The sequence below is a fragment of the Allostreptomyces psammosilenae genome, assembly GCF_013407765.1.
GTDB lineage: Bacteria > Actinomycetota > Actinomycetes > Streptomycetales > Streptomycetaceae > Allostreptomyces > Allostreptomyces psammosilenae.
On the sequence record NZ_JACBZD010000001.1, the window covers coordinates 1 to 12496 of the forward strand.

The 12496-nt window shown below is 75.1% G+C and carries 10 protein-coding genes; 9 read left to right on the top strand and 1 reads right to left on the bottom strand.

The genetic code is table 11. From position 1 onward, the window contains the following. The 9 genes from FHU37_RS27595 to FHU37_RS00050 form a co-directional block, all read left to right on the top strand. Positions 1 to 1835 (top strand): hybrid sensor histidine kinase/response regulator (locus tag FHU37_RS27595; RefSeq protein ID WP_246449485.1); only part of this gene is annotated, 1835 nt, incomplete at its 5' end. Between the two features lie 419 nt (positions 1836 to 2254). Next, positions 2255 to 2884, top strand: a complete 630-nt coding sequence (locus tag FHU37_RS00015) for a response regulator (protein WP_179812183.1) — start codon at positions 2255 to 2257, stop codon at positions 2882 to 2884. Positions 2885 to 3039: 155 nt separating this feature from the next. Further along, positions 3040 to 5811, top strand: a complete 2772-nt coding sequence (locus tag FHU37_RS00020; protein WP_179812184.1) for a DNA translocase FtsK — start codon at positions 3040 to 3042, stop codon at positions 5809 to 5811. Between the two features lie 360 nt (positions 5812 to 6171). Next, on the top strand, positions 6172 to 7083 hold the full coding sequence (locus FHU37_RS00025) for a helix-turn-helix domain-containing protein (protein WP_376773865.1): 912 nt from the start codon (positions 6172 to 6174) through the stop codon (positions 7081 to 7083). A 269-nt stretch (positions 7084 to 7352) separates the two neighbouring features. Further along, positions 7353 to 8909, top strand: coding sequence for a 30S ribosomal protein S12 methylthiotransferase RimO (gene rimO / locus FHU37_RS00030; protein ID WP_179812186.1), 1557 nt, complete (start codon positions 7353 to 7355; stop codon positions 8907 to 8909). A gap of 83 nt (positions 8910 to 8992) precedes the next feature. Then, complete coding sequence (pgsA, locus tag FHU37_RS00035) at positions 8993 to 9763, top strand: CDP-diacylglycerol--glycerol-3-phosphate 3-phosphatidyltransferase (RefSeq protein ID WP_312892725.1); 771 nt, start codon at positions 8993 to 8995, stop codon at positions 9761 to 9763. Continuing rightward, on the top strand, positions 9760 to 10278 hold the full coding sequence (locus FHU37_RS00040; protein ID WP_312892343.1) for a CinA family protein: 519 nt from the start codon (positions 9760 to 9762) through the stop codon (positions 10276 to 10278). Before pgsA ends, FHU37_RS00040 begins: the two co-directional genes overlap by 4 nt. 118 nt (positions 10279 to 10396) lie before the next feature. Continuing rightward, a complete protein-coding gene (locus tag FHU37_RS00045) occupies positions 10397 to 10777 on the top strand; it encodes a helix-turn-helix domain-containing protein (RefSeq protein WP_179812187.1) in 381 nt (126 codons plus the stop codon). A 273-nt stretch (positions 10778 to 11050) separates the two neighbouring features. Next, positions 11051 to 11527, top strand: coding sequence for a Dps family protein (locus FHU37_RS00050; RefSeq protein ID WP_179812188.1), 477 nt, complete (start codon positions 11051 to 11053; stop codon positions 11525 to 11527). Positions 11528 to 11615: 88 nt separating this feature from the next. Here the strand turns inward: FHU37_RS00050 and FHU37_RS00055 are convergent, their stop codons facing one another. Next, a complete protein-coding gene (locus tag FHU37_RS00055) occupies positions 11616 to 12485 on the bottom strand; it encodes a DNA-formamidopyrimidine glycosylase family protein (protein WP_179812189.1) in 870 nt (289 codons plus the stop codon). Positions 12486 to 12496 lie beyond the last annotated feature (11 nt).

Below are 12496 nucleotides of genomic sequence, written 5' to 3' on the forward strand. Positions count from 1 at the left end.
GCTCCGCGGAGCTGGAGAGCCGGCAGCGCGAACTGCAGCGGTCCAACGCCGAGCTGGAGGAGAAGGCGCAGCTCCTGGAGGAGCAGAACCAGGCGATCGAGTACAAGAACACCGAGATCGAGGAGGCCCGGCGGGTCCTGGAGGAGCGCGCCGAGCAGCTGGCGCTCTCCGCCCAGTACAAGTCCGAGTTCCTCGCCAACATGTCGCACGAGCTGCGCACCCCGCTGAACAGCCTGCTCATCCTGGCCCGGCTGCTGGCGGACAACGCGGACGGCAACCTCACCCCCAAGCAGGTGGAGTTCGCCGACACCATCCACGGCGCCGGCTCCGACCTGCTCCAGCTGATCAACGACATCCTGGACCTGTCCAAGGTGGAGGCCGGCCGGATGGACGCCACGCCGTCGCCGGTGCCGCTGGTGCAGCTGGTGGAGTACGTGGAGGCCACCTTCCAGCCGCTCACGGCGGAGAAGAACCTCCAGTTCGCGGTCGAGGTCGCCCCGGACGTGCCGGTCACCCTGTACACCGACGACCAGCGGCTGCAGCAGGTGCTGCGCAACCTGCTGTCCAACGCGGTCAAGTTCACCGACCGCGGTTCCGTGGAGCTGGCGATCCGGCCGGTCCGCGAGGTGCCGGAGCAGGTGCTGGAGGCAATGCGCGAGGCGGAGGTGCCGTACGACCCGGACGTGCAGATGCTGGCCTTCTCGGTCACCGACACCGGCATCGGCATCGCCCGGGACAAGCTGCGGATCATCTTCGAGGAGTTCCAGCAGGCCGACGGCACCACCAGCCGCAAGTACGGCGGCACCGGGCTCGGGCTGTCGATCAGCCGCAAGATGGCGCAGCTGCTCGGCGGCGAGATCCACGCCGACAGCGAGCTGGGACGGGGCAGCACCTTCACCCTCTACCTGCCCGAGCGGCTGCCGGAGCGGCCCGCCGGGATGGGCGAGCTGGCCGGCGCGGTGCTCGCCCGCACGACGCCGGAGAGCGGCACGGACGGCGGGGCCGAGGGCGGACGCGAGGCGTTCGAGGCCGTGGGCGGCGCGGGCGGGGGCGGCGCCGGAGCCGGCGCCGAGCGTCCGGCCGGCCCCGCCGGAGGTGAGCCCGGCGCCGAGGCCGGCGCGGCGGCGCAGGCCGCTCCGGCCACCGGGGGCCAGGCCGCCCCGGGCGACGCGGGCGGGGCCGCCGTCGCGGGAGCGGACGACGACGGCCCGCTGCGCAGCGCCGGCCGCGAGGTGCGCCGGGCCCGGGCCGGTGGCCCGGTCGGCGCCGGCACGACCGCCACGGCGGCCGGGGCGCCCGCCACCTCGCCCGCCCCGAGCACGCCGGCCGCGCCCGCACCCGCGCCCGCCGGCGCGGGTGCGGGTCAGGCCGGGGCGGGCGCGCAGCGCGCGGAGGAGGAGCGTCGGGGGACGGCCCGGCGCCGGCCGGGCCACGAGGTCCCCCGGGAGCGCCTGGAGGGCCTGAAGGTGCTGATCGTCGACGACGACGTGCGCAACGTCTTCGCGCTCACCAGCGCCCTGGAGAGCTACGGCCTGGTGGTGCTCTACGCCGAGAACGGCCGTGAGGGCATCGAGGTGCTGCAGCGCAACGAGGACGTCGCCGTGGTGCTGATGGACATCATGATGCCGGAGATGGACGGCTACGCCACCACGTCCGCGATCCGCCGGATGCCCCAGTTCGCCGGGCTGCCGATCATCGCGTTGACGGCCAAGGCGATGAAGGGCGATCGGGAGAAGAGCCTGGAGGCCGGGGCGAACGACCACGTCACCAAGCCGGTCGACCCGGTGCACCTGCTGGGCGTCCTGGACAACTGGCTGTCGGGGGGTGGCGAATGACCGCGGTGACCCCCGGCGCTCCGGCCCGGGTCCTGGGACGGCCCGCCCCCGCCGGGCCGGCCTCCGCCCGTCCGGCCTCCGTCCGGCCCGCCCCCGCCCGGGTGATCGTCCGGCCGGGCGGCGGGTTCCGGCCGGCGGGAGAAGAGGGGGCCACGGAACGGGGCATGACGGCACGACGGCGCGCACCGTGGCGCACGACCCGGCGCGCGGAGGGAACCGTTCCACGTCCGGCGGCGTTTCATTGAGTGCCACCGGTCTGCGTGCCCCGGACACGGAGATACGGAGTTTGTGACATGACGGTGACAGGGTGTGTGGAACGGGCGGGTGCGGCTACCATGACCGGCACAAGGACGGACGGCACCACTGTGCCGTCCCCGGGGGCGGCGCCCGGCGAACAGTCGGGTTGAGGAGGGCGGGCCATGGTGCACAAGGCCAAGATCCTCCTGGTCGATGACCGGCCGGAGAATCTGCTGGCGCTGGAGGCGATCCTCTCGGCACTGGACCAGACCCTGGTGAGGGCCTCGTCCGGTGAGGAGGCGCTGAAGGCACTGCTCACCGACGACTTCGCCGTCATCCTGCTGGACGTGCAGATGCCCGGCATGGACGGGTTCGAGACGGCGGCCCACATCAAGCGGAGGGAACGCACGCGGGACATCCCGATCATCTTCCTCACGGCGATCAACCACGGTCCGCACCACACCTTCCGGGGGTACGCGGCCGGCGCCGTGGACTACATCTCCAAGCCCTTCGACCCGTGGGTGCTGCGCGCCAAGGTCAACGTCTTCGTTGAGCTGTACATGAAGAACTGTCAGCTCCGCGACCAGGCCGCCCTGCTGCGCAAGCGGCTGGAGACGGTCCTGCCCAGCAACGAGGGCGCCGAGGTGCTCGCCGAGCTCTCCAGCCGGCTGGCCGCCGTGGAGGAGCAGGCCGAGGTGCTGGGCAAGCAGGTCGCGGCCGGCTCCGACGCCAGCCTGGCCGCCGCCGACAGCCAGCTGCGCAAGCGCATCGGCGACCTGCGCGCCGTGCTGGACGCCATCGAGGGGCGGTAACCCCTTACCGTCCCGCCGTGCCCCGGAGCCCCGGAGCCACCCCGGCCTCCACGCACCCTCCGGCCCCGGCCGGCTCCCCGGGGACGGCCGGACGGCCGGCACCGGGGAGGTCCGGCTGGGGGGTTTCCGGCCGGCCGGCGGGTACGCTCTGACGCATGGCCACACGTGCGACCGGCGGCGGTGCGGGAGCCCGTGCGTCCCAGGGAGCGGGCCGCACGGGCGGCGGCTCCCCCCGTAAGCCCTCCGCCGGGAAGGCGGGCGCCGCCAAGGCCGGCGCCGGCAAGGCTCCCGCTAGGCGGTCGACGGCCGGCACGGCCCGGCCGTCGGCGCGCAAGGCCGCCGCCCCACCACCCCCCGCCCCGCTGCCGTTCCGCCTGCTGGCCGGCTTCTGGATGGGGATCGCCCACGCCATCGGCGCCGGGCTGCGGCGCATCGGCACCGGCGCGCGGGAACTGGATCCGGCGCACCGCAAGGACGGACTGGCGCTGCTGCTGCTCGGCCTCGCCCTGGTCGTCGCGGCGGCCACCTGGTCGCGGCTGGACTCCCTGGCCGGCGAGTTCGTGGTGGCCGTGGTGAACGGCGCGCTGGGCCGCCTGGGCGTGCTGGTGCCGGTGGTCCTCGGCGCCCACGCCGTCCGGCTGATGCGGCATCCGGACGAGGTGGGCGCGGGCGGCCGGATCGTGGTCGGCGTCACCGCCCTGACCATCGGCACCGCCGGACTCGTCCACCTGGCCGCCGGCGCGCCCAGTCCTTCCGACGGCGCCACCGTGATGCGCGGGGCGGCCGGATTCGCCGGCTGGGTGGCCACCGCGCCGGCCGTCAACCTGCTCGGCACCGCGCTGACCTGGCCGCTGCTGGTGCTGGTGGCCTTCTTCGGGCTGCTGGTCGTCACCGCCACCCCGGTCAACGCGATCCCCCGCCGACTGCGTGAACTCGGCGCCCGGCTCGGCGCGGCCCACGGTCACCCCGACGACGACACCCCGCTGGCGCTGCCCGCGCCGGGCGAGGGCGAGGAGGACGGCGAGGCCGCCCCGGAGGCGGCCGGCCGGACCCGCCGGGGCGGCCCGGCGCGGCCGCGCCGACGGCGGGCCCGCGACCTCACCCCGGTGGCCGACGGCCCGTCCGACGACCCGTACAGCACCGTCAACATGGCCGCCGGCGTCGCCGCGGCCGCCGCCGAGATGGACATCGCCGCGGGGCCGGGACTGGCGCCGCCTCCGCTGACCGGACGGCGGGCCGAACGCTCCCGTCCGCCGGCGGAGGACCGGCAGGCCGACCGCTCCAACGGCTCCGACCGCTCCGACCACGCGGAGGAGGAGTACCCGTACCGGGAGGCGGCGGCCGTGCCGGACGGCGCCGCCGGCGCCGCGGTCACCCCGCGCGCCGCCCGGGCCGCCGCCACCGCCCCGCGGGAGCACGGCCCCGCCCCGGTGCGCACCGAGCAGCTCCAGCTGGCCGGCGACATCTCCTACAGCCTCCCGCCGCTCAGCGCGCTGCACCGCGGCGGCCCCGGAAAGGCCCGCAGCAAGGCCAACGACGACGTCGTCGAGGCGCTGACCGGGGTCTTCGAGCAGTTCAACGTGGACGCGGCGGTCACCGGCTTCACCCGCGGGCCGACGGTCACCCGGTACGTCGTCGAGCTCGGCCCGGCCGTGAAGGTGGAGCGGATCACCGCGCTGGCCAAGAACATCGCCTACGCGGTGGCCAGCCCGGACGTCCGGATCATCAGCCCCATCCCGGGCAAGTCCGCCGTCGGCATCGAGATCCCGAACACCGACCGGGAGATGGTGCAGCTCGGTGACGTGCTCCGCTCCCCGGAGGCGGCGGCCGACCAGCACCCGCTCACCGTCGCGCTCGGCAAGGACGTCGAGGGCGGCTTCGTCACCGCCAACCTCGCCCGGATGCCGCACGTGCTGGTGGCCGGCGCCACCGGTTCCGGCAAGTCCAGCTGCATCAACTGCCTGATCACCTCCGTCCTGGTGCGGGCCACCCCGGAGCAGGTGCGGCTGGTGCTGATCGACCCCAAGCGGGTGGAGCTCACGGTCTACGAGGGCATTCCGCACCTGATCACGCCGATCATCACCAACCCCAAGAAGGCCGCCGAGGCCCTGCAGTGGGTGGTCCGCGAGATGGACCTGCGCTACGACGACCTCGCCGCCTTCGGCTTCCGGCACGTGGACGACTTCAACCGGGCGGTGCGGGCCGGCAAGGTCAGCGCCCCGCCCGGCAGCGAGCGCGAGCTCGCCCCCTACCCCTACCTGCTGGTGATCGTCGACGAGCTGGCCGACCTGATGATGGTGGCGCCGCGCGACGTCGAGGACTCCATCGTGCGCATCACCCAGCTGGCCCGTGCCGCCGGCATCCACCTGGTGCTGGCCACCCAGCGGCCCAGCGTGGACGTGGTCACCGGACTGATCAAGGCCAACGTGCCGTCCCGGCTGGCGTTCGCCACCTCCTCACTGGCCGACAGCCGGGTCATCCTGGACCAGCCGGGCGCGGAGAAGCTGATCGGCAAGGGGGACGCGCTCTTCCTGCCCATGGGGGCCGGCAAGCCGGTGCGCATGCAGGGGGCGTTCGTCACCGAGGAGGAGGTCGAACGGGTCGTCCGGCACTGCAAGGAGCAGCTCGCGCCCACCTACCGGGAGGACGTCACCGGGGGCGAGGGGAAGAAGAAGGAGATCGACGAGGAGATCGGCGACGACCTCGACCTGCTCTGCCAGGCCGCCGAGCTGGTGGTCTCCTCCCAGTTCGGCTCCACCTCGATGCTCCAGCGCAAGCTGCGGGTCGGGTTCGCCAAGGCCGGTCGGCTGATGGACCTGATGGAGTCCCGGGGCATCGTGGGCCCCAGCGAGGGCTCCAAGGCGCGCGACGTGCTGGTGAAGCCGGACGACCTCGACGGCGTCCTCGCCGCGCTCCGCGACGGCTGACCCCGGCCGGCCGATCGCGGCGGCTGACCGCGGCGGGCGGCGGCCGACCGCGGTGAGCGCACCGCCGTCGGGCGCCGCCGGGGGCCGCGGGGCGCACCGCCGTAGCACGGATCCGCCGCGGCGGCGCCGGGGGGATGACCGTCCGTGTGATCCTGCCGCGCGGCGCTCCGGGGCCGGCGCCTGGGGTGGCCGGCGGCCGTCTTCCGCCGCCACAATTGCCCTGGGAGGACCCCCGCGGACGGTGGCCGTCCACCCGCCCGGAGCGGCCCTCGCGGCGGCCCGTCCGCCGGTTACCGACCCCTTCGCCCGCCCCCTAGACTGATGGCCCCGCAGGTGGCCAGTCGCTCGAAAGGCGCCCCCGTGTCCATCGGCAACCCCCCTGAAGACCCACGCCGCAACCGCCACGGCGGAAGCGGGCGTCCCCGTGTCGTGCAGGACGGACAGCAACCCCCTCCCACCCATCCACCAGGGACCGACGAGGTCCCCCGAACCGGTGACGTCCCGTCCATCGGACGGGTGCTCGCCGAGGCCCGGCGCGCCGCCGGGCTGACCCACGAACAGATCAGCGAACGTACCCGCGTACGGGTGCCGATCGTCGTCGCCATCGAGCGGGACGACTTCTCCACCTGTGGCGGCGACTTCTACGCCCGCGGACACATCCGGACGCTCGCCCGAGCGGTCGGGGTGGATCCCGAGCCGCTGGTCGCCGCCTACGGGGCCCGCCACGCGGACGCGATAGCCCCGCAGCCGCGCCAGATATTCGAGGCCGAGCGGATCCAGCCGGAGCGCCGCCAGGCCAGCTGGACCGGGGCGATGGTCGCGGCCATCGTGGTCGTGCTGGCCTTCGTCACGGTCAACCTCTTCGGCGGGGACGGCGGCGAGCGGCAGGCCGCCGACGACCTGCCGGCCTCCTCGGACTCCGCCTCGGCCGAACCGGGCGGCGGGACGGACTCCTCCACCGCCCCCACCCCCTCGCCCAGCGCCTCCCCCAGCGCCGTCGCCGTGGTGCCGGCCGACCGGGTGACGGTCACCATGACCGCCACCGGGCGCAGCTGGGTCTCGGTGACCAGCGGCGAGGGCGAGGACCTGCTCACCACCATCCTGGAGGACGGGCAGGAGGAGACCTTCGAGGATCCGGAGGAGCTCCGGTTGGTGATCGGCAACGCCGGCGCCGTCTCGCTCAACGTCAACGGCGAGGACCTCGGCGAGGCCGGGGACCCGGGCGAGGTGGTCCGCCTGACCTACACCCCCGGGGAGCCGCAGGCCGGCTGAGCCGGGGTGACGAGGGCGCGGCGGGACGCGGAGCCGCGGCGTCGCGGTCCCCGTGCGGGGCCGCGGGATCGCGGGGCGAGAACGCGACGGACGGGGGCCGGTGCGGGTGCACCGGCCCCCGTGCCTGTCGGTGGCCGGTTCCGAGCGCCCGAACGCCGTCCGGCCCCGTCCGGCGGCCCGTTCCCGGCCCGCCCTGGGTGACCGCCCGGCGACTCCTCGTTTCCGCGTCGAACATCAGTCCGGCCGATTCCCTGCCGTAGGCTGTGGCCATGTCCGAACCCCGTACCGTCGCCCTGGTCACCCTCGGATGCGCCAGGAACGAGGTGGACTCAGAGGAACTCGCCGGGCGGCTCGCCGCCGACGGCTGGCGGCTCGTCGACGACGCCGAGCAGGCCGAGGTCGCGGTCGTCAACACCTGCGGCTTCGTCGAGGCGGCCAAGAAGGACTCCGTCGACGCCCTGCTGGAGGCCGCCGACCTCAAGTCCGGTGGGCGCACCAAGGCGGTCGTCGCCGTCGGCTGCATGGCCGAGCGCTACGGCCGCGAACTCGCCGAGGCGCTGCCCGAGGCGGACGGCGTGCTGGGCTTCGACGACTACGCCCACATCAGCGAGCGGCTGCGCACCATCCTGGCCGGCGGCGTGCACGCCTCGCACATCCCGCAGGACCGCCGCCGGCTGCTGCCGGTGACCCCGGCCGAGCGGCAGGGCGCCGCGGGCGTCACCGCCGTCCCCGGCCACGGCGCGCCGGCCAGACCCGATCCGGACCTACCGGATCCGCGCGAGGCGCTGGCCACCTCGCCCGCCGACCTGCCCGCGGGCATAGCCCCCTCCTCCGGCCCGCGCACCCTCCGCCGCCGGCTGGACGACTCCCCGGTGGCGGCGCTCAAGCTCGCCTCCGGCTGCGACCGGCGCTGCGCCTTCTGCGCGATCCCCTCCTTCCGCGGCTCCTTCCTCTCCCGCCGCCCCTCCGACGTCCTCGCCGAGGCCCGCTGGCTCGCCGAGTCCGGCGTCCGCGAGGTCGTGCTGGTCAGCGAGAACAACACCTCGTACGGCAAGGACCTCGGCGACATCCGGCTGCTGGAGACGCTGCTGCCCGAGATCGCGGCCGTCGACGGCATCGAACGGGTCCGGGTCAGCTACCTGCAGCCGGCCGAACTGCGCCCCTCGCTGATCGAGGTGCTGGCCACCACCGACGGCGTGGCGCCCTACTTCGACCTGTCCTTCCAGCACTCCTCCGCCTCGGTGCTGCGCCGGATGCGCCGCTTCGGCGACACCGACCGCTTCCTGGAGCTGCTGGAGACCGTGCGGGCCAAGGCCCCGCTGGCCGGCGCCCGCTCCAACTTCATCGTCGGCTTCCCCGGGGAGACCGAGGAGGACCTGGCCGAGCTGGAACGCTTCCTCACCGGGGCCCGCCTGGACGCCATCGGCGTGTTCGGCTACTCCGACGAGGAGGGCACCGAGGCCGCCGGCTACGACGGCAAGCTGGACCCGGACACCATCGCCGAGCGGCTGTCCCACATCACCCGACTGGCCGAGGAGCTCACCGCCCAGCGCGCCGAGGAACGCCTCGGCGAGCGGGTGGAGGTCCTCGTGGAGCGCGTCGAGGCGGACGGCACCGCCGAGGGCCGGGCCGCCCACCAGGCCCCGGAGACCGACGGCTGCGTGCTGCTGCGCCCGGCCGCGGACGGCGACCGGCCCGGCGCCCCGTCGCCGGAGCTGGCGGTGGGGCGGATCGTGCCGGCCCGGGTGGTGGCCAGCGAGGGCGTCGACCTGGTGGCGGAGGTGCTCGCCGGGCAGGGCCCGGACGCGCCCCGGGGCGAGCGGTGACGGCCGCGCCGCTCCCCGGCGGCCGCCCGGCGCACCACGGCCGGGAGCCGGGCGAGGGACTGATCGAGCACGCCGGGCACGTCGTGGCGCCCCCGGTGCCGGACCACCTCGCGGACGCCACCGAGCCGCGGGTGCCGCTGTGGAACCTGGCCAACATCCTCACCATGGCCCGCCTGGTCCTGGTGCCGGCCTGCGTGGTGCTGCTGTTCCAGGACGGTGGCCACGACCCCGCCTGGCGGTCGCTGGCCTGGGCGGCCTTCATCGTCGCCATGATCACCGACCTGTTCGACGGCGAGGTGGCCCGGCGCCGGCACCTGGTCACCGACTTCGGCAAGATCGCCGACCCGATAGCGGACAAGGCGCTGATGGGCGCCGCCCTGCTGAGCCTGTCCCTGCTGGGCGACCTGCCGTGGTGGATCACCGTGGTGATCCTGGTGCGGGAGCTCGGCATCACCGCCCTGCGCTTCTGGGTGATCCGGCACGGGGTGATCCCGGCCAGCCGGGGCGGCAAGCTCAAGACGCTGACCCAGTCCGTCGCGGTCGGCATGTACCTGCTGGTGCTCACCGGCCCGCTGGCCAGCGCGCGGGCCTGGGCGATGGCCGCGGCGGTGCTGCTCACCGTGGTGACCGGCCTCGACTACGTCCGGCAGGCCGTGCTGCTGCGCAGCCGGGCGCGGCGCGAGGCCCAGGCCGCGCTGCGGGCCCGCGCCGCGGGGGCCGCCCACGCCGCCGACGCCGGCCGCAGGGCGCGCGACGCCGAGGCCGCCGCGGGCGCGGAGGATTCACCGGGCCCCGTGGCGGGCAACGTCTCCTCGACCGACGCCGACGCCAGGCACGGGCGGGAGGATATGTGAGCGAAGGGCACGGCACCGTCGCGGCCGAGGTGCTCGACCTGCTGCGGCACGCCGGAGCCACCCTGGCGGTGGCCGAATCGCTCACCGGTGGGCTGCTCGCCGCGGCGATCACCGAGGTTCCCGGGGCTTCCGCCGCCTTCCGGGGTTCGGTGACCGCCTACGCCACGGACGTGAAGGACCGCGTGCTGGCCGTTCCCGGCGGCCTGCTCTCGGTACGCGGGGCGGTGGACCCGGACGTCGCCGCGGCCATGGCCGAGGGGGTGCGGGTGCTGCTGGACGCCGACTGGGCGGTCGCCACCACCGGCGTCGCCGGCCCCGACGAGCAGGACGGCAAGCCGGTCGGCACCGTGTACGTCGCGGTCGCCGGCCCCTCGGGAATGCGGGTCACCGGCGCGGTGTTCCCCGGAGACCGCGCGGAGATCCGCCGGGCGACCGTGGAGCGGGCGTTGGGCCTGCTCCGCGAGGCCCTGCGCGGCCCGAGGCGCCCGACGGCGACCGCGCCGAGCGGTGGCTGAGGGCCTCCTGTGATACAGCCCAGAGTGAACACGGCACCGGACCGGGCCCGCCGGTCGCCCCGTCCGGGTACGGTGGGGCTGTGATGCCTGGAACCGCGGCCCGAGGAGGGAGCCACCGATGATTCTGCTCCGTCGCCTGCTGGGTGACGTGCTGCGTCGGCAGCGCCAGCGTCAGGGCCGCACCCTGCGTGAGGTGTCCGCAGCCGCCAGGGTCTCCCTCGGCTACCTCTCCGAAGTGGAGCGGGGGCAGAAGGAGGCGTCGTCCGAACTGCTGGCCGCGATCTGCGAGGCGCTCGACGTCCGCATGTCGGAGGTCATGCGTTCGGTCAGCGACGAGCTCGCCCTGGCGGAGCTGACACAGAGCGAGAAGATGCGTCCGGTACTGGAGTCCGTCACCGGGGCGGGCGAGCGGCAGGTCAACCCCCTGCCGTCCTCCCTGGCGACGAACATTCCGGCGAAGCCCACCCCCGCGAAGACGGTCGACGTCGTCGCGGCCTGATCCCCGCCGAACTCGCGGAAACGGACGCCGACAACGGCGACGGGTCCGGGCGCGCCTCCCGTCACGGGGGGCACGCCCGGACCCGTCCGTTTCCCGTCCTCCCTCCCCGCCTCCCCCCGGTGCCCGTCCCCGCCCCGGTGTCCCGCACCGGCCCCGCGCGGGCCGTCGGGACCGGGACGCCGGGTGCATGACTCGCCTTCCCACGGGCAGGCGCTGGGTCGGTAACGCAGCCGACGGCAGCGTCGGCGGTCAGCAAGGGAAGGACGCGCACACATGTCCGTCGTCAGGAGCCCGCTGAACGACAACGACCTCCGAACCACCGGTGACGCGCTGCAGGGAGCGCTGGTCGACGTGCTGGACCTCTCCCTGGTCGCCAAGCAGGCGCACTGGAACCTCGTGGGACCGCGCTTCAGGTCCATCCACCTCCAGCTCGACGAGGTGGTCGAGCTGGCCCGCGCCGCGGCGGACCGGCTCGCCGAGCGCGCGGCGGCGCTCGGCGTGAACCCGGACGGCCGGGCCGACACGATCGCCAAGACCAGCGGCGTGCCCGCCTTCGAGGCCGGCTGGGTGAAGGACACGGACGTGGTGAACTCCTTCATCGAGGCGTTCCAGCGGATCATCACCCGGATGCGGGAGCGCGTCGACGCCACCGAGAAGTCGGATCCGGTCACCCAGGACATGATCATCGAGGTCACCCAGGAGCTGGAGAAGCAGTCCTGGATGTTCCAGGCGGAGAACGTCGGGGCCTGACCGCCCCGGCCCGGCCGGCGCCACCGGCGCGTGGGCGGACGGGAACGCTCCGGAACGCCGCGGAGCGCGCCGCCGGCCCGGGCGGCCGTCAGCCCCGGCGGCCGTCCCCCGTCGCCCCGGGGCCGCCCGGCTCCCGCCCCTCCGGCCCCGGCCCCTCCGGCCCGGGGCCCCGCTGGCACCGGGGGCACCAGAAGGTGACCCGGGCCTCGGGGGCCGGTCCCTGTTCCGCCGTGCGCACAGCCGTACCGCAGCGGCGGCACGGCCGCCCCGCCCGTCCGTAGACCCAGTGCCGCCGGTCCGGGCGGGCGTCTCCGGTGGTGACGTGGCCGTGCCGGGCGCGGTTGGCGTACAGCAGCCGGTGCGCCAGCTCGGCCAGCCGGGGCAGGCCGTCCCGCGCGGCCAGCGCCCCCACCGGGCTCCACGGCGTGACGCCCGCGAGGTAGCACAGCTCGCTCTTGTACACATTGCCGATTCCGGCCAGGTTGCGCTGGTCGAGCAGTGCCTCACCCAGCGGCCGGCCGGGCTCGCGGGACAGCCGGCGCACCGCCTCGGCGACGTCCCAGTCCGGGCCGAGCAGGTCCGGGCCGAGGTGGCCGACGGCCTCCTCCTCACGGTCGGTGGGCAGCAGCTCCAGCACCGGCAACCGGTAGCCGTAGGCCACGTAGGCATCGGTCGCCAGGACCGCGCGGATCTGCCACGCCGGGCCGCCGCGCGGGCGCTCGCCGGCGGGCTGCACCGACCAGGCGCCGTCCATCCGCAGGTGGCTGTGCACGGTCAGGCCGCCCTCCACGCGCAGCAGCAGGTGCTTGCCCCGGGAGAGCGCCTCCCGGACGGTGCGCCCGGACAGGTCCACGGTGGCCAGCCGGGGCACCCGGAAGTCGCTCGCGGTGAGCAGCCGGCCGGCCAGCGCCGCGTGCATCCGGCGGGCCAGCAGGTGGATGGTGTCTCCCTCGGGCATGACTCCATGGT